The organism is Rhizobium oryzicola (assembly GCF_030504645.1).
In the GTDB taxonomy this organism is placed as follows: domain Bacteria; phylum Pseudomonadota; class Alphaproteobacteria; order Rhizobiales; family Rhizobiaceae; genus Neorhizobium; species Neorhizobium oryzicola.
The window spans coordinates 1,068,076-1,088,126 of sequence record NZ_JAUKWQ010000001.1; the positions used below are offsets into that span (position 1 = coordinate 1,068,076).

Below are 20,051 nucleotides of genomic sequence, written 5' to 3' on the forward strand. Positions count from 1 at the left end.
AAGATTTAAATCATAGGTAGAGTAGAAATCGGAAAAAAGGTTGTGCCATTATTGCCTCTCCTTCCGCCGGGTCTGGAGAGGCGGCATGTGCTTGCTTTGTGGCGGAGACTTTGGTCGTGTCTTACCGGACAGCCCGGAGCTTTGGCCGCTGGCTGGCGGAGGTGCGCACCACAGGCTCCGCCGCGTCAGGCTTCTGGACGGGCGTGGCGTAGGTGTACTGATCGGCGCGGCGCCAGGCCTCGATGCGGGCGGCGCACTCTTCCGCATCCAGCGTGTCCCACAGGATCTGCGAGCGGCAGACATCGCCGATGATCTCGCGCAGATGCGAGTAGAAGCGTTCCAGAATGAACAGCGACTCCTCGAGCCCCGCGCCCAGCCCCTTCAGCGTGGTGGCGAGCTGATGGCCGGAAATATCCAGCATGATGCGTTCGGCAAGCCAGCGGCTGGCAGACAGCGTGTCGGCCAGCGTGGTGGCAAAGCTGTCGGCCTCGCGGCCGCGCGCAAAGCGCACCAGCAGCGCCTCCTGCACCGTGGTGATGGTGCGAAGACCGAGCCGATCGGAGGAGGGGCGGGAAAGATGGGCGGCCAGCTGCTTGATCTGCGTGCGCAGTGCCTCTTCCCGCAGATGCCGGCCTTCGCTCTCGGCAGCCTCAGCCAGTTCAGGCGCGGCTTCGGAAAGGGCAGGGGTAGCAGCGGCGTGCTTGGCGGCAGGTTTGGTAACTGACTTGGCAACGGACCGGGCATGGCGCAGCCCGACCAGCGCATCCACGACCGTGGTGGAAAGGTTCTCGCGCTGCACGATGGTGCGCGCATGCTCGCCGCCTTGCGTGCGGGCAATGGTAACAAGCGTCTCGTCATCGAGGCAGGGCGAGTGGATCAGGAAGGGCGCGGAGACGGCGATCGGCTGGCTGGCGATGAAGAAGGCCACGGCGGAGGGCACATGCGCACTGCGGGAAAGGGCGGCCACCGCCTGACGGCGGGCCTCGTCGCTGGAGGCGTTGAACAGGGGCGCAAAGAGTTCGGCAAACTGACGCAGTTCCGATTTGGTCGGGTGCTCAAGCTCCTCGAAGCTCGTGACCGTGGCCATCAGAACCACATCCTTTCTGCGCAATGCCTGCGGCTGCTCAAGTTCACGATACCGATCCACGGTCAATCCCATCGACGCAATACAAACGATTCAGACTCATGTTGGCCGCGGTGCATCATCGACCGCGTGTCCAGCTGGACAGGCTCGGAGTAGCGGCAAAACGTATGGCAGGCGCCGCCTGTGCCGACTTGGCATGGATGTGCTGATGCTAGCCAATTCGGGGTTAATGAATGGTGAAGCGGAAGCCCCGCTTTTGAATTGTCCACCGCAGATGTGCCGATCTGCATCACCTGGCGCCTTGCCGCTGTCTCAAAGCTGCCGTGATGCGCTTAAGCAACAACTAATAATGGAAGGGAACCTGTCCGGTAGAATTAGGGATTTGTTAATGGTCGTCTGGCTGAATCCTCACTATCGATACATCCCACGCCGGTGTCAGGCGGCGGCATTTCCTTCGGTTCGAACCCGAAGGGGATGTTCGGTACAGCCGGATGAAACCACCGGCAAGGGTTGTGCGTAGTAGGTAACGCTGTGGCCGTTTAAGTGGAGGCGGGCCGCAGACGAGAAAGGCGCAGATGCCTCGTGATGAGGTGCGCCGGCCCTGGGAGAGGGCAGGATGAAATCGGTCTGTTCTTCATCCGTCTCAGATCCATCAATGGAGACGAGCATGGCAGAGATCGTAGTCTTGAAGAAATGGCGTGATGAACACCCCGCGCGCGCTGGCCTGAAGCTCAGCAAGAAAGTGGTTCCGGCGGAACTGCACTTCTTCATGGGCGTGCGTTACGAGCGCATCGAGGACCTGACCCACCGCATGATGGATGAAATTGCGCTCTCGGTGGAAAAGCACTGAGGGGGGATGTCCGGCTTTGGTCAGATCTGCTTGAGGCGGATGCTGTTGATCGGCAGTTCGAACATTGCTCCGCCTTGAACAATTGACGCCTGAGTCTCGATGCTGAGCCATAGCGCGCAGAGCCGTTCCATCTGTTTGAGGATCGTCGACTTCATAAGACCTTTTGACAGGAAGAATCCGACGAGGTTGGAACTGCGAAAAGCATGATATTCGGCCTTGTTGCGCGTAATGCGGCGGTCGCCCGAAATGACAATCCACCTTCCATCGGCGCTCAGTTCGCCGATCCACTGAATATCTTTGACGCTGGGACCATAGAGTTCCCTAAGATGCCGGATCTCATGCTTGCCGGCAAAAAGCGCGTTCAATGATCGCGCGAGAGCAGGGGGAAGATTTTCATCAACCAAAACCTTCAAGCTGCTCTCTTCAAATCTCTCTCGAATTGCAACGCATCACGAACGACCCCAACCGGAACCTCGTAGAGGCGAGCGACGTCATCAATGGAGCCTTCAACCGCAACGGCTTCGGCCAGAACAACAGTTGGGACGCCAAAATCAGTCGCGATCGGCTGACCAAAAGCTCGCTCTGGATCGATCACAATAGACGGTTTTCCGTTGAACGGCCTCCAACGGGCGACGGCGTCGTCTTCCAGGTCGAGGTCCCTAAAGGTTTTCTCGATAACGTCCTTGAAGACATACTGCTTCTTCTTGAGGTCGAGCAGCTTTGTTTCTGTGCCTTGTTCCCCGGCTCGCTCGATGCTTTCAAGGAATATGGTTCTGCCATCTGTCTGAAACCGTCGAGTCGAAAAGGGCCGATCGTCTTGGGCGCACTCCCTCGCGTATTCAAGACAATTGCGAATGGCGAGTAGCCCCACGCCCGCATCCAGGAATGCCTTGACGAAGCGGAGTTCGATCAGGTCACGGAAGCCTATCTCCAGATGTTCCTCGACAGATACGTGCTGCGTGATCCACAGCGGCGGCATCTTTCGGACCGTTCCGGCGCGATTGTAGGCGTATCCTTTTAGCCAGCGGTTCACATTCAGGGGACTTGTTCGCAACAGGCGCGCCGCTTCCACCGCGGTATAGGAACCGACGCCGATCAATTCGGAAGGACGATTATGCTGTATCGAAATCATGCTGCAGCCTACTCATATATTCAACTCAGGCAACAGATTCCTTGAAAGCCTATGGGGGGCCGGAACAGTTGGAGTTTACCTCATCACCGATCCGTTTCAATTGCTTGAATTCTGTCGCTAGTTGCTGAGAACGATTTCGATACAAACCGGCTGGCAATCCCGGTAACGACAGACGGCTGCGAGCGCATCGAAGCGCATGCCCTTTATTGACGCGCAGTCATCTCGTTTTACGATACGCTTCGCAGTTCCAATATTTCGGCTCTATTTCGTAATAAACCCCGTCCTCATACGAATTTGTGCCCCATCCGTACGCGATCCCTCCCTTTGCTCGCACCGGCGAAAAGTCGTCGGACTCGGAATAAAAGTCGAATAATTTCCCGTCAAACTGGTTGATATTCAGGTGAATTGGCTGGCCTTTCAGGGGTTTCGAGCTTTTGTCAAAAGTATGAAATGAGTTTTCGTCTGCTGTTCTGTATATAGTAAAATTTTCTTCTTTTGGCCGGCATTCATAGGACATGTAATACTTTTTGAGCGCGGCGGCATTAGGGTGCTGAGTCGCCAAAAAAGAAAATGTAGAGCCAATGATCAAGCTGAAGAGAAGTTTTTTCATATTCATATTAGGGTCTGGAGACTTCTGTCCAAATATTTACTGTGTGACCATGGGGTGACAAGATGCCCAGTGGGCTCACCTTCACTTCGACGCAACCGGCGTGCAGGTCGCGTCCTTCAGGAACGCGGCGGCGGCGGGTCTGTAGCTGGCCTGCGGGCCAAGACGCCCGCCAAGATGCCGTTTGCCGGGTCGCTTAAGAACGCCTCGATATCGACGCGTCCAAGCTCACCCGTCCAGCCGGTGACGAACAGTCCGGGTTGGGTATTCGGTGTCTTTCAAGTCAATATTCTTCGACGTCATCAGCGTCGGAATAGCCACGCTCAGCCTTGCGCTGTGTGGAACGTAATGGCGTAACCATCGGGATCGCTGGCCACGAAAAATCTGCCGAACGGGCCATCACTCAGCGGGCTCAGGATCTTCCCGCCGCGCTTGACGATCAGGTCGTGGAAGACGTTCGCATCGTCGCAGGCAACCCACAACACCATGCCAGTTCCCAAGGGGCCGTTTTCCGGCAGTGGCCGCAGCGGTTCGCGCAGTGCCAGCGCAATCGGCTTTGTGGTGAAAACGATAGCGCCCGGCGGGCTTCGGTCTGCTGCGGTGAAGCCGAAAACGTCCTTGTAGAACGCCACGGACGTTGCAAGGTCACGAACCTGCAACGCGATGAAGGATGGTCCGATCGGTGTTGTCATTTTGAATGCTCCGTTATAATATCAGGTTCCTTACATTTAATATCAGGAACCTGATATGTCAATGCGTAAAATGGACCCTTCAAGCGGAGAGGTCTGGATCGGTTACAGTTTGAAAATCGCACAACACCGTCTGCGGCAGCGGTTGGAGGCGGAATTGGCCGAAACTGGCGTCTCCGCAGCGCAGAATGCGGTGCTGCTTGCCATCGGAAACAACCCGCAGATATCCAATGCTTCCCTGGCGCGAGCTGCTTTTGTAACGCCTCAATCCATGCAGGGCATGCTCGTCACGCTGGAGCGAGACGGGTTCATCGTGCGCACGCCGCACCCCGAACATGGGCGTATCATCATGACAGAGCTGACCGAAAAGGGCAGAGCAGTGGCACAGGCCGGTACTATCGCAGCCGAGACCGTCGAGCGGCAGATGCTGGCCGGCCTGACCAGCGAGGAGGTCAAGTTGCTGGGCGATCTTCTGCGGCGCTGCGCTGATGCGCTTGAGGGGGATTGAGCCATGACGTTTTGGATGGGTGTCGCATCGGCACAGCATGTCCGCGGAGGGTGCGATGGAGGCTTTGCACAGCTTGGGCACGGCAAGCATATCGCAGTGAAGTCTCTTAGAAAGGGCGACTGGATCGTCTACTACTCCCCGCGCGAGGGGATCGGTGAGGGCGCAGTGGTGCAGGCGTTTACCGCCATTGGCCGCGTGAGATCTGACGCACCTTATCGCGCCGAGCAGGCGATGAACTTCAATCCATACCGGGTTGATGTGGACTATCTGAAGGAGGCAGAGCCCGCTCCGATCAAGCCGCTTCTGGAGAGGCTCCGGCTAACCCGCGATCAAGGCACCCACTGGGGCATGGTGATGCGTGGGCCGAAGCGCAGGCTTGATGAGGAAGACATGCGACTGATCACGGATGCGATGGGTGTTCTTACGGAATTTGACCACCTACGGGGCTGACGTCGCGCCTGTATTTGCCGGGCGTCATAAGTAAGCACCGAAGCTGATATAGGCTGACTGCGTCAATGCGTGGACGCGCTTCTCGACTTGGCGCAAACTTGCCCCATGATGCCGCCACACCCTCACTTCCATGCCACAGGCGTACAGGTCGCATCCTTCAAGAACGCAGCGGCGGCGGGTTTGTAGCTTGCCTGCGGGGCCATCACCCGCAGCACCGCATAGCCCTGCATCTGGCGGGTTTCCACCAGAATGGATTGCATCAGCGAGGCGGGCATGGTCTTGCGCAGCGCCGTTGCCTGAATGGGGTTGGCGATGATCACATCCAGCCCGCTTGCGGCGGCGGTACGGTCGTTGATGCTGAAGGTTTCGTTGGAGGCGGCGTCGAAGGTGGCGAGCGACCAGAAGGGCACGCCGTTATGGGTGGTCAGCCGCACCGGCCTTTCCGTCAGGTCGAAGGAGCAGACGGCGACATCCAGAAACGGATCATCCTTCACTAGCCCCTTATTGTCCGGCCTATTGCCGATCACATGGAAGCGATAGGCCTCTCCCTGTGCGACGACCTTGGTATAGGCGTCGCGATCGCTGAAATAGGGAAGTGCCAGGATGATCACCAGATGCAGCAGTGCCGCCCCGACCAGCCCGGTGATGATGGCGAGGATGAGCTTAAGCATGGCCGCACCCGATCTTCTGCACGCGCGGCATGGAGAGATCGATCAGGCCGGAACTGCCGGCCGTCGGCGTGTCCAGCAGCGTCAGCGTCAGCCGGAAGGAGCGGGCGGGCTGCACCGCCAGCCAGTTGCCCGCCTGCGCTTCGCTCGACACCTGCACCACAAAACTTCCATCCCGCTCGCGCAGGATGATGCGGGAGTTGAGCGCCAAGGGCAGGTCCGCATTGCCCGAGGGCGGCTGATCGTTGCGGTCGCTGGCAAACAGCGTCCAGAGCCTTGCGACAGGCGTCTTGCCGATGATGGCATAGGTGCAGTTGCCATTCAGCCGCTCGCCGCTTTCATCCACATCCGCCGTAAAGCGCAGGCCTTCGGCGCCGCCCAGAAGCAGGCGTCCGGCGTTTGCCCTGTGCGCCTTGGCGTAAGGGTCCGCATCCACGGTCTGCGCCTGCGGAAAGGCCTGCCAGGCGCCGAGCTTGATCGCGCCGAAGCCGACCGTGGCATTCAGCGCGACAAGCGTCGACCAGATACCGCCGCCAAAGGCGATCGCCAAAATCAGCGCGAGGAAAAGCGGGAGGCGAAACACGGAGAGGGTATCATCCTTGCGAAGTGACGAGGGGACCACGTCGGTTGCTTCTATCGCAGATTCGGCTTGTTCGGTATCGCGGCAAGCCGATTTTTAGCGACCAACCACGGTCTTCGGCTTGGCGTCATCCACAACCGCCAGCTTCTGCCCGGCAGAAAGCGGCGCGGCATTGGTCAGATCCGCGCCGATGGAACGCAGCAGGCGGGTGGCATCAGCCGAAAGCGAACGCGGCCGCACCAGCACCGGCACTTCCGGCTGGGCAGCGCCCTTGGCAACCTTTGCCGGGGCAGGGGCGGCAGGGCGCTTGGCGGGCAGCGGGTTTTCGATGCCGGGAATGGGCTTCAGCTCGATACCCTGATGGGCATAATCCATCAGCTTCTTGAAGGTGGCGGCGGGCAGCGAGCCGCCGGTCATGTTATTCATCGGGCTGTAATCGTCATTCCCGAACCAGACGGCAGCCGTGTAATTGCCGGTAAAGCCGATGAACCAGGCATCGCGGTAGCTCTGCGAGGTGCCGGTCTTGCCGCCGGTCACAATGCCGCCATCGAGTGCTGCGCGCTTGGCCGTGCCGATCACGGGGATCTGGGTCAGGATGCGGTTCATCGATGACATCGCCTGCTCGGACACGACGCGTTTCGCCGCCGGCTCGTCGCGGTCGAAATCATAGAGCACGCTGCCATCGTAATCGAGCACCTGCTGGATGCCGTGGCGACGGCTCTCAAAACCGCCCGCCGGCATCACCGCATAGCCGGTCGCCTGGTCCATCACGGTCACTTCGGATGTGCCGAGCGGAATGGTCTTGTCGCCGCGAACAGGCGTCTGTACGCCGAGCGCCTTGGCCTCTTCCACAATGGTCTTGATGCCGAGCGTTTCCTTGGCAAGGCGCACCGGCACGGTGTTCAAAGACTGCGCCATGGCCGACAGCAGCGTGACCTTGCCCTTGTAGGAACGGCCGTAATTCTGCGGCGACCAGTTGCCCCAGGTGATCGGCGCGTCGGAGATGGTGCTTTCCGGCGTAAAGCCGTGCTCCATGGCGGCGGTATAGGTGTAGAGCTTGAAGGACGAGCCCGGCTGGCGCAGCGCCTTGGTGGCACGGTTGAACTGGCTTTCGCCGTAATCGCGCCCACCCACCATGGCGCGCACGGCGCCGCCATTCTCGATCATGACCAGCGCGCCCTGCTTGACGCGAAAACTTTCCCCATATTCGCGCAGGCTGGATTCCACCGCATCTTCCGCCGCGGCCTGCAGGCCGGTATCGACAGTGGTGCGCACCACAAGCGTATGCTTCTTGATCTTGCCTTCATCCGCCAGCCGCTGGATCTCGTCAAACGCCCAGTCGAGGAAGAAATCCGGCGCCCGCTTTTCCGCCCGGTCGATCACGCTTGCCGGGTTGCGGCGTGCCGCCACCACCTGGCCCTCGGTCATCATGCCGCCCTGCACGAGGTTGCTCAACACCTCGTTGGCGCGCCCGCGTGCCGCCGGCAGGTTCACATGCGGGGCGTATTTCGCCGGCGCCTTGAACAGGCCCGCCAGCATGGCCGCTTCCGCCAGGTTCACCTCGGTGATGTTCTTGCCGAAATAGAATTGCGAGGCCGCTGCCGCGCCAAACGTGCCGCCGCCCATATAGGCGCGGTCGAGGTAAAGGCGCAGGATCTCCTTCTTGGAAAGGTTCGCCTCCAGCCACAGCGCCAGGAAGGCTTCCTTGATCTTGCGCTCGATGGAACGCTCATTGGTGAGGAACAGGTTTTTGGCCAGCTGCTGGGTGATGGTGGAGCCGCCCTGCACGACGCCGCCCGCCCGCGCGTTCTCAGACAGCGCGCGGCCAAGGCCTATGAAATCAATGCCGAAGTGATCGAAGAAGCGGCGGTCTTCCGTTGAAAGCACCGCCTTGATCAGGTGATCCGGCAGCTGGTCGTAAGGCACGGAATCTTCGTGAATGATGCCGCGATGGCCCACCACATTGCCGTAACGATCAAGAAAGGTGACGGCGAAATCACCGCGATTGCGCCAGTCGCGCTTGGTCTCCTCGAAGGCCGGCATGGCCAGCGCCAAGAGCAGCACGAAGCCGGCGGTGCCGAAGGTCAGGCCCTCATCCGCCAGCTCCACAAGAATGCGCTTCCAGCCGCGCACGCGAAAGCGGCGGAAGAAAATGGTGATTTCTTCCCAGATCTCGGAAAGCTTGAAACCGAGGTTCCAGACGGTCGAATCGATCCAGCTGTCGATGCGCAACAGAAGGTGGCGCTTTCGACGCGGGCGGTTGTCTGGCTGGTTCTGATCGTCCTGCACTCTCGGATGTTTCCTTGCCCGGACTTGTTTTTCAACGCTTGACGCCCCCGTGACAAAGGACGAAAAGCCTTCACTTCATATGGTCAGCAAAAGGCTGACAATTGGTTGATGCCGGGTAAACGGCATCCTCTCTTGCACCGAATAAGATCAGCGAGTGCTTGGAAAAGACAAGATGGAAAATCCATTCTGGAAGGCGAAATCGCTGGATGAGTTAACGCAGGCCGAGTGGGAAAGCCTCTGCGATGGCTGTGGCCTCTGTTGTCTCAACAAGCTGGAGGATTGGGACACCGGCGAGGTGGCCTTCACCTCCGTTGCCTGCCGCCTGCTGGATGGGGAAAGCTGTCGCTGCAAGGATTATGAAAACCGTGCCGCAACCGTGCCGGACTGTATCCAGCTGACGCCCCAGAGCGTGCGCGACATTCCCTGGCTGCCACCCACCTGCGGCTATCGCCTGGTGCGCGATGGCGAGGATCTCTACTGGTGGCACCCGCTGGTCTCCGGCGACCCTGATACGGTGCACCAGGCCGGCATTTCGGCCCGCGGACGCACCGTTTCCGAGGAGGAGGTGGATGTGGATGATTTCGAGGAATATCTGGTCGACTGGCCGCTGACGGTGGGGGAGGGGCGGTAGGCAGCGCAATAGGATATCTTGTCGATGAAGCCACCTATCGTTCTCGAACCACCCAATCCGCGATGGGCCGCCCTATTCGAGACGGAGCGCCTCGCTATGGAGAATGTCAATGAGGGCTGGTTCAGCGCCATCCATCATATCGGCAGCACATCCATTCCGGGTATCGTGGCCAAGCCGATCATCGACATCCTGGTTGCCTTAAACCGAGATGAGGATGGTGCCGCCTGTGCGGCAGCCATGGAGACGATCGGATACGAATATCGCGGCGATGGCGGCATCTCCGGCCGCCGTTACTACCGCAAGGGAAACCCCCATACCCATCACGTTCATATGTTTGTCGAAAGCCATCCGGCATACGGACGGCATCTGAGATTTCGCGACTTCCTGCGGGCGCATCCAGAGGATGCGCGAGCCTATGAGGCATTGAAGCAAGAACTCGCAGTGCGGTTCGTCTCGGATACCTTTTCTTATTCTCAAGCCAAGGATGAATTTTGCCAGCGGATCGCACGGCTTGCGAAACAAGGGGCAAACGGCTTCCATGAGTGAAAACGCTTGTGGGCATCAATACGTTTGACGGTCACGCGCCCCGCCTTCTCGAACTCCAGCTGGCGCAACGCAATCCATCAAGGGTTGGAACTTGATCGGCCACGCTCTAAGTAAAAATATGATGAGTGATTATATTGTCATTGAGCGGGAATTTCTATGCAGCTCTGGATGGGCGATGCTCTCGCAAACGAAGTGCAATTGAATACGCCCGGACGAGTGGGTGGTGTGCCTTATCTGCCGATGGATTTCGATGCTCCCCGCTCCATACTGAGTGGCGAGCCTATGCAATTCGTGTTTCAAATCGCCTTTCCCGAGTGTCACGTTCTGCATGGGTATACAGCGGCAATGTTCTTGGCCATCGATGAGATACGGGAGGACCTCGTCATTCCTCCCCTTTCATGCGGCGAACTGGCGCGAATGTCGGTCGACAAAGCCAAATTGATTGAGCAGCAGGCGCTCCATGGGGCCTTCCTGTTTCATCAGGACAAACTGATGCCGAGGCATGATCTGCTGTCGCCGGTCCAAGCCCGCGCGCTTGTTCCTGCAGCTGCCGATGACGCTTATCTTCCCTTCGGTTGTATCGCGGACGATCCTGAGTGGCTTCTAGGCGATGAAACTCCGCGCCCTTTAGATCATCGCTATCCCAGCGTATTTTGTTTCTCTACCGTCCAAGGACTCCTACTCCCGGTCATCGCGGGAAGCCCTCCGCAAGTGGTTGTAGACTTTTTATCGCCTGATCAAAGAGCATCAAGGAGAGAAACGTATGGAATGTTCGCCGGAAACGCAGCCTATTACTTTGCCTATCCCGGTGCCGAGCAACTTATCAGCGTGGTTGTGCAGGGCGATTGACTGTCGGTATTCTTGGAGCACTCAAAGTGAGAAACAAAAACCTGTCAGAGGGTGAATACAAGTCCATCATCAGGACGTTTCTGGATGCCCGCGCTCCAGAGGCGATGGCGCAGTTAGATAAAATAAGGTCCAAGCTGCCTGACCATGCGCTGGAAGTCAGGATTGGCATCCATCCGGGCCAAGGCGAGGAAGGATTCTTCGATATCATGGTTCATCTTGAGGGGCCTAATCTCTATGTGCTCAACAAGGCTATCCAAGAGCATAGGTCATTGTTCGAAGTCAGATGTATCGACGGGAAAATGCAGCCGGACGTACCGATTTTTGACGGATCTGTTGATGCTGGCTTCTCCGTCAACGACGCGATCGTCGACACCTGCATGGAGTGGATCGAGTACCTCTGGCGAGGACTGGGAGGCATGCGAATTCCAGCGGTCATGTTTGGAGAGGACGATTACGGTTCGACTCCCTATCGCCAGCTATGAGGGCCTCAAGCCTATTGATGCGTTTTGTGGTTTGGCTGTTGATGGCAAGGCCCCAGTTACCCCGGCTCTTCGAACTCCAGCACATTGCCTTCCGGGTCACGGGCATAGGCGATCAGGAAAGGTTTGTCGGCCGTTCCAAAGTCGGTGATTTCCCCGATCTGCGTGCCGCCTGCCTTGATGACGGTTGCCAGCACGGCATGGACATCATCGACAGCGAAGGAGAGATGGCCGAAGCCCGGCTCGTTGACGCGTGGCAGGTCGCGATCAACCATCTCCGCGTGCTGGTGTATTTCGAGAAACGGCCGGTCGAGGCCTGGGAACCTAAGCCAGATGGAATAGATCTGCGCGTTCGGCAACCCGTTGCCTCGGCCAACCTTTTCACCGGACAGCACCTTTGGTGCGCGCAGCGGTTCGCAGTTCAAGACGTCGATGTAGAACCGCGCCAGCGCATCCGCGTCGCGGGCAACAAGGTTGATATGGGCAATCTGCATCAACGAACGCTCTCTGCTTCCTTTTGTCCATCATCCACCGAAATCCTCAGAGCCCGCAAGGCGTTGAGAATGGTCGCCACGTCGATCGCTTCCTGCAGCAGCGCGCCTTCCACCGGCTGCAGATAGCCGAAACCGGCGGCGAGCATGGCGGCGATGGAAAGGCCGATGCCCGCCACCACGCTTTGCAGCGCAATGGCGCGGGCGCGTTTGGCAATGGTAATGCCGGAGCGTAAGCGATCGATGCGGTCGACCAGAAGCACCACGTCGGCAGCCTCGGCAGAGGCGGCAGCACCGCGCGCGCCCATGGCCACCCCGACATCCGCCACCGCAAGGGCAGGCGCGTCATTCACGCCGTCGCCCACCATCATCACCGGCCCCAGCTTGCGCTCCTCCAGCACCACCTGCACCTTGCGGTCGGGTGGGAGTTCCGCATGGATGGCATCGAGCCCCAAGCCGCCCGCAATGCGCTCTGCCACGGCGGCGCGGTCTCCTGTTGCCAGAACCAGCCGCCTCACGCCTTCGCGGCGAAGCCCGGCCAGCATGTCGCCCACATCTGTCCGCACCGGATCTGCCATCAGGATGTATCCGGCAAGCTTTTGCTCAACGCCCACGGCCACCAGCACGGAACCGGCCTCCATGGCTGGTATGGCAAGGCCCGCATCCCCCGTTCGTTCTGTCACGAAACCATGGCCGCCGACGAAAACCAGACGCCCCTCTATCAGGCCCGCCACACCTTCGCCCGGCACTTCCTCCGGTTCTTGCGGCAGGGATAGCGAAAGACCGTGCGCCTTGGCGGCCGCCACCAGCGCCTGCGCCATCGGGTGCTTGGAAAGCTGATCCAGCGATGCGGCAATCCGCAGGATGTCATCCTCGCCAAAGCCGGGCTCGGCGTGGATACGGGTGATCTGCGGGCGCCCGTCGGTCAGCGTCCCGGTCTTGTCCAGCACCAGCGTGTGAATGCGCGCCATGCTTTCCAGCGGTTTTGCGCCCTTGATCAGCACGCCGAACTGCGCGGCGCGCGAAAGCCCCGCCACCAGCGCCACGGGCACGGCCAGAATCAGCGGGCAGGGGGTGGCAACCACAAGCACGGCCACGGCGCGAATGGGGTCTCCCGTTGCCCACCAGGCGGCAGCGGCAATCAGCACCGTCACGCCGAGAAAGCCGATCGAGAAGCGATCGGAAAGCCTGGACATTGGCGCCTTCGAATGCTGGGCCTGTTCCACCAGCCGCACAATGCCTGCATAGGTGCTGTCTTTTGCCGCATGGCTTGCCACCATGTTGAAGGCATCACCGGCATTGGTGCAGCCGCTCAACACCTCCGCATCTGGCTCCAGCGAAACGGGCAGGGATTCCCCCGTCAGCGCCGCCATGTTGAGAAAAGCCGTTCCCTCCAGATGCCCATCCACAGGCACCACATCGCCCTGGCGGATCAGCAGGCGGTCTCCGGGCTGCACATCGTCCACGGCAATCTCCTGGAGGCCGCTTTCGCTGTAGCGTGTGGCGGTGCGCGGTGCCCGTGCCAGCAGATCGCTCATTTCGCGCCTTGCACGCCCCTCCGCAAAGGCCTCCAGAAACGTGCCACCCGAATACATGATGGCGACGATGGTGGCGGCCAGCGCCTCGCCAAAGGCAAGTGCCGCCGACATGGAAAGGGCGGCCACCACATCCAGCCCCACTTCGCCCCGCCACAGGCTGCGGATGATTTCGATAACAAGCGCCGCCAGCACGGGAAGCGTGGCGGCGCTCCAACAGAGCCGGGCGAGATCCGGCCGCCCAGCGAACTGGAGCCCAAGACCGATCAGCAGACCCGCCACCGCGATGCCCAGCAGCAGCGTCTTCATCCTGTCTTCGGTAGAGCGGTCCATCGGCCTTCATCTCCGCAAGCGTGATGGAAGCACGTTATTCGATGGCGATTAGAAGGCATTGATATGCGTCATGCCTGGCAGACGGGATGTCACCATACGCAGCCTTTGAGCGGCGATCGAAGCGCGCCAGCGTGGCTCTGAGCAAGGAATTGGGTGTTTCGATCAAATGGATCCGTGCCTTTGTGAGCTTGTGTGGCTCACTCACGCCCCAGCGGCCTGTGACACGCCTCTATGCTGCTGACATGTATCGGTCCAAAAGCACCAGGATTGTACGGGCGGTTCCTTTTCGGGAACAGAGACAAGGCACTCAACATGCCACCCACCTTGCGCGCTCACCCGCCAATCCCTAAACCTCATCCATGCTCACCCCATCCGCCACATCCCGCGCCTGCGGCACGTGCACGCTCTGCTGCCGCCTGCCGGACATCGATGAACTGCAAAAGCCCGCCAACATGCTCTGTCGCCACGGCGTGGAGGGCAGGGGCTGTTCGATCTATGAGACCCGACCGCAAGGCTGCCGTGACTTCTGGTGCCTGTGGCTGATGGGAACAAGGCTTGGCGAACATTGGAACCCAATCCACTCGCATATGATGGTCTACGCCCAGGGGCCGCAGGTCACCGTGCTGGTGGAGCCTGAGCATGCGGAGATCTGGCGCACTGCGCCGTACGTCGAAGAAATCACTCGATGGGCGTCAGAGCTTCAGGCTGAAGGCGGCTATATCATCGTCTTTGCCGGCGATGCCGTCACCAAGGTCGCACCGCCGGCCTGACAATGCCGGAGCGCGGGCGGGCGCGATCCGGCATGGCGTTGCGGATTACCGCTCGCGGTAGAAGATCATGCCGCCATGATGCAGCACGCCGTCGATGAACTCTCCATCGGCAGTGAAGCCCGTATCGTCCCAGTAATCGATGTGATTGCCCGTCACGACATAGCGTCCCTGATAGGCGCTTTTGCGAGTTCCCCGGGCTTCGTCATAGCGCCCGTTGGGCAGCAATTCCTGACGGATGCGACCATCTTCGGTAACCCACATGCCGACATAGGGATGGGTCGCCTGCGCGGCGACGCCAGTGCCCTTATCGGGTGCGGCAAAGGCGATCAGCGTGGCGGCCAGAGGTGTAGTAAAAGCTCTCATGGGCATCCTCCTCAAGCCGCCGCCGTCGGGCGAACGACGAACTCGTTCACGTCCACATCGTCGGGCTGTTCGATGGCAAAGCGCACGGCGCGGCCAATGGCGTCGGGTTTCAGCGCAATGGCGCGGTAGGTTTTCATGGCCTCAGCAGCGGCGGGATCGGTGATCGTGTCGGCCAGCTCGCTTTCCACCACGCCCGGATGAATGCAGGTGACGCGCAGATCCGGCCGCTCCTGCCGCAGGCCATCGGAAATGGCCCGCACGGCAAATTTCGTCGCGCAATAGACGGCGGCGGTCGGCACCACGGAAAGCGCGCCGATCGAGGCGATGTTGATGATATGACCCGAGCCGCGCTCCGTCATCTCGGGCAGGACCGCAGCAATGCCGTAGAGAACGCCCTTTATGTTGACATCCACCATGCGGTCCCATTCATCGACCTTGAGAGATGCCATCAGCGACAGCGGCATGACGCCGGCATTGTTGATCATCACATCCACCCGGCCATAGGTTTCGCGGGCGGTGAAGGCGAAGGCCGCCACATCGGCGCGGTTCGTCACATCGAGCTTTCGGATCGCCACATGCGGATTGCCGGCCTGGCGGATTTCTGCGGCCAGTTCCTCCAACCGCTCCGTGCGGCGGGCGCCGACCATGAGTTTCGCGCCTGCCTTGCCAAGCTCCCGCGCAATGCCGGCACCAATGCCGCTGGAGGCGCCGGTGATCAGAACAACCTTGTCCATGGTTCTTTCCTTCCTGTTCGAAAACCCCGCTGGATTGCGGTTGTCAGGAAGATAGATTGGCACCATTGTCGCGATAAGCCGTCTCTTATTTGCCAATCTGGTAAGGAAAGCTAACCAATGCAGCCCGATTTGAACGCACTTGCGGTCTTCGCCCTGGTGGCCGAATTGAAGAGTTTTCGCGCCGCGGCAGACCGGCTGGGCGTCACCCGCTCCGCCGTGAGCCAGACCATCCGGCGGCTGGAGGAAATGCTGGGGCTGGCTCTGGTGCAGCGGACGACGCGCAGCGTCAGCCTGACGGAAGCGGGCGAGCGGCTCTATGCCAATATTGCGCCGGCCCTTGCTGACATGTCGGCGGCGCTGGTTGAGACGGGGGAACTGCGGGCACGGCCAAACGGACTGCTGCGGCTGGCTGTCTCCTCGATTGCCGAAAGCTTCCTGTCGGGATCGCTTCTGGCGAGCTTCACCGCCGCTTTTCCGGATGTGCATCTGGATGTCGTCGTGACAGACGAGGAATTCGATATCGTCGCCGAAGGCTATGATGCGGCGGTGCGGCTGGGTGAAGTGATCGATGAGGACATGATCATCGTGCCCGTTTCCGGCGATGTGCGCCAGCTCGCGGTCTGCTCGCCGGAGTATCTGGCAAGACACGGCGCGCCTTCCCATCCGCAGGATCTGGTGCAGCACCGCTGCATCGGCTGGCGGCCAGCACCGCGCACGGCGCCCTATCGCTGGGAATTCGCCGAAGCGGGGCGCGAATTCAGCGTCGCCGTGGCGCCGGAAGTGACCACCAACGATATGGCGCTGATGATCCGCATGGCGGTGGCCGGTGCCGGCATCACCTTCGGCATCGAGGATACGTTTCGCGCCGCGATCGATCGCGGCGAGCTCGTGCCGCTGTTGGAGGATTACTCGCCCTATTTTCCCGGCTTTTATCTCTATTATCCCAGCCGGCGAAACCTGGCCCCGAAACTGAGGGCGCTGATCGACCACGTGAAGGCGTTTCGCCAGCGCGACAAATTGCCTGTCGCCCGCCCTTGACCTTCCCATGATGGGAAGCCCTACATGGGAACGGAAGACAAGGATTCCGTGCCATGAACCAGACCGTGAAACCCATCGCCACCGCCGAGCCAATCACCATTCCCGTCGAGGGCATGACGTGTGCGTCGTGCGTGCGGCGGGTGGAAACCGTGGCGGCGAAAGTGCCAGGCGTCGCCTCCAGCGCGGTCAACTTCGCCGCCGAAAGCCTGACGGTGCAGCCGGCGGAGGGCTTTTCGGCGGATGCGCTGGCCAAGGCCATCCGCAAGGCCGGTTACGAGCCCAAGGCCGAGCATCTGGAACTGCATCTATCCAAGCCCGTGACAGCGGATGAGAAGGAAAGGCTGGCCGCAGCGCTCTATGTCTTGCCGGGCCTGCTGGACCTTCAGCTGGAAGCGGGCAGCCCGCATTTGACCGTCGAAAGTTTTGGACGGGATCTGCGCCGCCGGGTCGTGGAAGTGCTGAAGGCGGAAGGGTTGGCGCTCGCCGAACCGCGGACCGGCGACCACGATCATGCCGCGCATCACGCAGATCATGGCCATCACCATGAGGAGGATGCGGCGGAGCTGAAGCGCGACCTGATCCTGTCAGCAGTGCTGACGCTGCCGCTGTTCGTTCTGGAAATGGCGGGCCATGTCTATGCGCCCTTCCATCACTGGCTCTTGGGCACGGTGGGCGAACAGCCGCTCTATATCACCTATTTCCTGCTGGCGAGCGCGGTGCTGATCTTCCCGGGCCGTCGTTTTTTCACAGCGGGCATTCCGACGCTGCTGCGCGGCCATCCGGAGATGAATTCGCTGGTCGCTGTCGGCGTGCTCGCGGCCTACGGCTATTCGCTGGTCACAACCTTTGCGCCATCCGCGCTGCCGGAAGAGGCGCGCTATGTCTATTACGAAGCGGCCACCGTCATCGTCACGCTGATCCTGCTCGGCCGCACGCTGGAGGCCCGCGCCAGGGGCCGCACGAGCGCGGCGATCAGCCGGCTGGCGGGCCTGCAGGCCAAGACGGCGCGGGTGGAACGGGGCGGTGCGTTCATCGATATCGCGGCGGAGGATGTGGTGGCGGGAGATGTGCTGCTGGTGCGTCCCGGCGAGCGCATCGCTGTCGATGGCACCGTCATTGATGGCCAAAGCACGGTTGACGAATCCATGATCTCGGGCGAGCCGATGCCAGTGGAAAAGGCGGCAGGGGCTGAGGTCACCGGCGGCACCATCAACGGCAATGGCAGCTTCCGCTTCCAGGCGGAACGCGTCGGGTCGGATACCATGCTGGCCCAGATCATGCGGCTGGTCAGTGAAGCGCAAGGCGCAAAACTGCCCATCCAGGCCGTGGTGGACCGGGTGACGGAATGGTTCGTGCCTGCGGTCATTCTGGTGGCGGTGTTGACTTTCACTATCTGGCTCGCCATCGGCCCGGCCCCGGCGCTGCCGCATGCGCTGGTGGCGGCGGTCGCGGTGCTGATCATCGCCTGCCCCTGCGCCATGGGGCTTGCCACACCCACCTCCATCATGGTCGGCACCGGCCGCGCCGCCGATCTCGGCGTTCTGTTTCGAAAGGGTGATGCGCTGCAGGCCCTCAGCCAAACCGATTGGGTCGTGCTGGACAAAACAGGCACGGTGACGAAGGGCGCGCCGCAGCTGACGGATCTCGTGGTGGCGGATGGCTTTGCCAAGGATTCGGTTCTTGCGGTTGTGGCCGCCGTGGAAGCCCGTTCCGAACACCCGATTGCGGCAGCCATCGTCAAGGCCGCCGAGGCGCGGCGACTGACCCTGCCTGCGGCGGAAGAGGTCCGCGCAGTGACCGGCCAGGGCATCGAGGCTGTCGTGGGTGGTGACAGGATCGCCGTTGGCGCGGATCGCTTCATGGCAAGTCTTGGCCTGTCCGTAGAGGTGTTCGCCGACATTGCGGCGCGGCTGGCGGGCGAGGGCAAGACGCCGCTTTATGCCGCCATCGGCGGGCGTCTGGCGGCGATCATTGCCGTATCGGACCCGTTGAAGCCGACAAGCGTGGAAGCCATCCGCCGCCTGAAAGCCATGGGCCTGAAGCTTGCCATGGTGACGGGCGACAATGCCCGCACGGCACAGGCCATTGCGGCTGAGGTTGGCATCGACGAGGTGGTGGCGGAAGTGCTGCCGGCCGGTAAGGTGGAAGCGCTGAAACGTTTAAGCACGGGCGGCAAGCGCATCGCCTTCGTCGGTGACGGCATCAATGATGCGCCTGCTCTGGCGGAGGCGGATGTGGGTATCGCCATCGGCACCGGCACGGATGTGGCGATCGAAAGCGCCGATGTGGTGCTCTCCAGCGGCGATCTGAACGGCGTGGCGGATGCGATTGCGGTGAGCCGCGCGACGATGGCAAACATCCGCCAGAACCTGTTTTGGGCCTTCGGCTATAACGTGGCGCTGATCCCGCTCGCGGCGGGTGTGTTCTACCCGGCCTTCGGGCTGATGCTCTCCCCCATGATCGGCGCGGGCGCCATGGCGCTCTCCAGCGTCTTCGTGCTGACCAATGCGCTGCGGCTGCGGACGATCAACCTCAAAGGAGCGGGTGCATGAATATCGGTGAAGCCTCGCAGGCCTCGGGCGTTTCCGCCAAGATGATCCGCTATTACGAGCAGATCGGGCTGATCAGGCCGTCTGCCCGAACGGGCAATAATTACCGGGTTTACGGGGCGGATGAGGTGCATGTGCTGCGCTTCATCAAGCGCGCCCGTTCGCTTGGTTTCTCGCTGGAGGAGACGGAGCGCCTGCTGGCGCTGTGGCAGGACAAGGCGCGCGAAAGCGCCGCCGTGAAGGAGGTGGCGACCGCTCATATTACCGATCTGGAACGGCGTATTGCCGAGATGCAGGGCATGGTGAAGACGCTGAAGCATCTCTCCCATTGCTGCGGCGGCGATCACCGGCCGGATTGCCCCATTCTGGAGGATCTGGCGGGTGTGCATGATGATGTCACCCCAACCGATAACGAGCGCAAACGATAGACCTTTGATATACCCCCCTCTGTCCTGCCGGACATCTCCCCCACAAGGGGGGAGATCAGCAAGAGGCTTGACCGCCATGTCAATCTTGCCCTCTGTATTTCAGGCAAGCTGTACCGGTTGATATGGGCGGTGGGCATGCGACACGGTAATCTCCCCCCTTGTGGGGGAGATGCCCGGCAGGGCAGAGGGGGGTAAATAGCTCCCACAACCGACCTAAGGAAAACAACCATGACCACCACATTCACCGTCCCTGATATGACCTGCGGGCATTGCGAAAAGACGGTGCGCTCGGCACTCGCTGAAGTGCTGCCGGGCGCTGCCGTCACTGTCGATTTGCCGTCCCACAAGGTCGTGGTGGAAGGCGACGCCGACAAGGCGGAAGAAGCCATTCGCGAGGCCGGCTATAGCCCTGAGCGCCAATCGGTCTGATCGCCCGGCGTTCATCACA

Annotated in this window: 24 protein-coding genes; 12 read left to right on the top strand and 12 right to left on the bottom strand. The window is 60.7% G+C overall.

The features are described from left to right. Nucleotides 1-121: 121 nt before the first annotated feature. Nucleotides 122-1,087, bottom strand: coding sequence for a DUF2336 domain-containing protein (locus Q2T52_RS05295; protein ID WP_367187280.1), 966 nt, complete (start codon nucleotides 1,085-1,087; stop codon nucleotides 122-124). 664 nt (nucleotides 1,088-1,751) lie between these two features. Between Q2T52_RS05295 and Q2T52_RS05300 the strand changes: the two genes are divergently transcribed. Continuing rightward, nucleotides 1,752-1,934 carry a hypothetical protein gene (locus Q2T52_RS05300; RefSeq protein WP_302075611.1) on the top strand — a complete coding sequence of 61 codons (183 nt, stop codon included), beginning with the start codon at nucleotides 1,752-1,754 and terminating at the stop codon, nucleotides 1,932-1,934. Nucleotides 1,935-1,954: 20 nt separating this feature from the next. On the opposite strand, the gene Q2T52_RS05305 is transcribed toward Q2T52_RS05300, so the two are convergent. The 4 genes from Q2T52_RS05305 to Q2T52_RS05320 all read right to left on the bottom strand — a co-directional run bounded on the left by Q2T52_RS05305 (nucleotide 1,955) and on the right by Q2T52_RS05320 (nucleotide 4,365). Then, nucleotides 1,955-2,347 (bottom strand): PIN-like domain-containing protein, encoded by a 393-nt coding sequence (locus tag Q2T52_RS05305; RefSeq protein WP_302075612.1) that lies wholly within the window; start codon nucleotides 2,345-2,347, stop codon nucleotides 1,955-1,957. Then, nucleotides 2,344-3,066, bottom strand: a complete 723-nt coding sequence (locus tag Q2T52_RS05310) for a DUF433 domain-containing protein (protein ID WP_302075613.1) — start codon at nucleotides 3,064-3,066, stop codon at nucleotides 2,344-2,346. The genes Q2T52_RS05305 and Q2T52_RS05310 overlap by 4 nt, the downstream gene beginning before the upstream one ends. Before the next feature lie 217 nt (nucleotides 3,067-3,283). Continuing rightward, nucleotides 3,284-3,676, bottom strand: coding sequence for a hypothetical protein (locus Q2T52_RS05315; RefSeq protein ID WP_302075614.1), 393 nt, complete (start codon nucleotides 3,674-3,676; stop codon nucleotides 3,284-3,286). Between the two features lie 320 nt (nucleotides 3,677-3,996). Continuing rightward, entirely contained in the window at nucleotides 3,997-4,365 is a 369-nt protein-coding gene (locus Q2T52_RS05320) for a VOC family protein (RefSeq protein WP_302075615.1), read from the bottom strand. A 55-nt stretch (nucleotides 4,366-4,420) separates the two neighbouring features. Here Q2T52_RS05320 and Q2T52_RS05325 point away from each other — a divergent pair, with 55 nt between their 5' ends. After that, nucleotides 4,421-4,870 (top strand): MarR family winged helix-turn-helix transcriptional regulator, encoded by a 450-nt coding sequence (locus Q2T52_RS05325; protein WP_302075616.1) that lies wholly within the window; start codon nucleotides 4,421-4,423, stop codon nucleotides 4,868-4,870. Between the two features lie 3 nt (nucleotides 4,871-4,873). Then, nucleotides 4,874-5,320: an EVE domain-containing protein gene (locus tag Q2T52_RS05330; RefSeq protein WP_302075617.1), complete on the top strand. Its 447-nt coding sequence runs from the start codon at nucleotides 4,874-4,876 to the stop codon at nucleotides 5,318-5,320. 122 nt (nucleotides 5,321-5,442) lie between these two features. Here Q2T52_RS05330 and Q2T52_RS05335 read toward each other — a convergent pair whose 3' ends face one another. The 3 genes from Q2T52_RS05335 to Q2T52_RS05345 all read right to left on the bottom strand — a co-directional run bounded on the left by Q2T52_RS05335 (nucleotide 5,443) and on the right by Q2T52_RS05345 (nucleotide 8,857). After that, nucleotides 5,443-5,991 carry a DUF1254 domain-containing protein gene (locus tag Q2T52_RS05335; protein WP_302075618.1) on the bottom strand — a complete coding sequence of 183 codons (549 nt, stop codon included), beginning with the start codon at nucleotides 5,989-5,991 and terminating at the stop codon, nucleotides 5,443-5,445. Then, complete coding sequence (locus Q2T52_RS05340; protein WP_302075619.1) at nucleotides 5,984-6,571, bottom strand: DUF1214 domain-containing protein; 588 nt, start codon at nucleotides 6,569-6,571, stop codon at nucleotides 5,984-5,986. The genes Q2T52_RS05335 and Q2T52_RS05340 overlap by 8 nt, the downstream gene beginning before the upstream one ends. 93 nt (nucleotides 6,572-6,664) lie before the next feature. Further along, a complete protein-coding gene (locus tag Q2T52_RS05345; RefSeq protein ID WP_302075620.1) occupies nucleotides 6,665-8,857 on the bottom strand; it encodes a transglycosylase domain-containing protein in 2,193 nt (730 codons plus the stop codon). 172 nt (nucleotides 8,858-9,029) lie between these two features. On the opposite strand from Q2T52_RS05345, the gene Q2T52_RS05350 reads away from it, so the two are divergent. From Q2T52_RS05350 to Q2T52_RS05365, 4 genes are all read left to right on the top strand, one after another. Further along, nucleotides 9,030-9,488: a YcgN family cysteine cluster protein gene (locus Q2T52_RS05350; RefSeq protein ID WP_302075621.1), complete on the top strand. Its 459-nt coding sequence runs from the start codon at nucleotides 9,030-9,032 to the stop codon at nucleotides 9,486-9,488. A gap of 24 nt (nucleotides 9,489-9,512) precedes the next feature. Next, nucleotides 9,513-10,034 (top strand): GrpB family protein, encoded by a 522-nt coding sequence (locus Q2T52_RS05355; protein ID WP_302075622.1) that lies wholly within the window; start codon nucleotides 9,513-9,515, stop codon nucleotides 10,032-10,034. Between the two features lie 168 nt (nucleotides 10,035-10,202). Continuing rightward, nucleotides 10,203-10,883: a hypothetical protein gene (locus Q2T52_RS05360; protein ID WP_302075623.1), complete on the top strand. Its 681-nt coding sequence runs from the start codon at nucleotides 10,203-10,205 to the stop codon at nucleotides 10,881-10,883. Next, a complete protein-coding gene (locus Q2T52_RS05365) occupies nucleotides 10,880-11,365 on the top strand; it encodes a DUF6389 family protein (RefSeq protein WP_302075624.1) in 486 nt (161 codons plus the stop codon). The genes Q2T52_RS05360 and Q2T52_RS05365 overlap by 4 nt, the downstream gene beginning before the upstream one ends. A 56-nt stretch (nucleotides 11,366-11,421) precedes the next feature. On the opposite strand, the gene Q2T52_RS05370 is transcribed toward Q2T52_RS05365, so the two are convergent. Then, entirely contained in the window at nucleotides 11,422-11,856 is a 435-nt protein-coding gene (locus tag Q2T52_RS05370; protein ID WP_302075625.1) for a VOC family protein, read from the bottom strand. Then, nucleotides 11,856-13,721, bottom strand: a complete 1,866-nt coding sequence (locus Q2T52_RS05375; protein WP_302075626.1) for a heavy metal translocating P-type ATPase — start codon at nucleotides 13,719-13,721, stop codon at nucleotides 11,856-11,858. Before Q2T52_RS05375 ends, Q2T52_RS05370 begins: the two co-directional genes overlap by 1 nt. 359 nt (nucleotides 13,722-14,080) lie before the next feature. Here Q2T52_RS05375 and Q2T52_RS05380 point away from each other — a divergent pair, with 359 nt between their 5' ends. Further along, nucleotides 14,081-14,491 carry a hypothetical protein gene (locus Q2T52_RS05380; protein ID WP_302075627.1) on the top strand — a complete coding sequence of 137 codons (411 nt, stop codon included), beginning with the start codon at nucleotides 14,081-14,083 and terminating at the stop codon, nucleotides 14,489-14,491. Between the two features lie 45 nt (nucleotides 14,492-14,536). Here the strand turns inward: Q2T52_RS05380 and Q2T52_RS05385 are convergent, their stop codons facing one another. Together Q2T52_RS05385 and Q2T52_RS05390 are read right to left on the bottom strand one after the other, a co-directional pair. Further along, nucleotides 14,537-14,854, bottom strand: coding sequence for an Atu4866 domain-containing protein (locus tag Q2T52_RS05385; protein ID WP_302075628.1), 318 nt, complete (start codon nucleotides 14,852-14,854; stop codon nucleotides 14,537-14,539). A gap of 11 nt (nucleotides 14,855-14,865) precedes the next feature. Then, nucleotides 14,866-15,588, bottom strand: a complete 723-nt coding sequence (locus Q2T52_RS05390; protein ID WP_302075629.1) for an SDR family oxidoreductase — start codon at nucleotides 15,586-15,588, stop codon at nucleotides 14,866-14,868. 117 nt (nucleotides 15,589-15,705) lie between these two features. Here Q2T52_RS05390 and Q2T52_RS05395 point away from each other — a divergent pair, with 117 nt between their 5' ends. The 4 genes from Q2T52_RS05395 (at nucleotide 15,706) to Q2T52_RS05410 (ending at nucleotide 20,032) form a co-directional block, all read left to right on the top strand. Next, nucleotides 15,706-16,626 carry a LysR family transcriptional regulator gene (locus Q2T52_RS05395; RefSeq protein ID WP_302075630.1) on the top strand — a complete coding sequence of 307 codons (921 nt, stop codon included), beginning with the start codon at nucleotides 15,706-15,708 and terminating at the stop codon, nucleotides 16,624-16,626. A gap of 53 nt (nucleotides 16,627-16,679) precedes the next feature. Continuing rightward, complete coding sequence (locus tag Q2T52_RS05400; protein WP_302075631.1) at nucleotides 16,680-19,178, top strand: heavy metal translocating P-type ATPase; 2,499 nt, start codon at nucleotides 16,680-16,682, stop codon at nucleotides 19,176-19,178. Next, on the top strand, nucleotides 19,175-19,603 hold the full coding sequence (gene cueR, locus Q2T52_RS05405; protein ID WP_302075632.1) for a Cu(I)-responsive transcriptional regulator: 429 nt from the start codon (nucleotides 19,175-19,177) through the stop codon (nucleotides 19,601-19,603). The genes Q2T52_RS05400 and cueR overlap by 4 nt, the downstream gene beginning before the upstream one ends. Nucleotides 19,604-19,831: 228 nt before the next feature. Beyond that, nucleotides 19,832-20,032 (top strand): heavy-metal-associated domain-containing protein, encoded by a 201-nt coding sequence (locus Q2T52_RS05410; protein ID WP_302075633.1) that lies wholly within the window; start codon nucleotides 19,832-19,834, stop codon nucleotides 20,030-20,032. Nucleotides 20,033-20,051 lie beyond the last annotated feature (19 nt).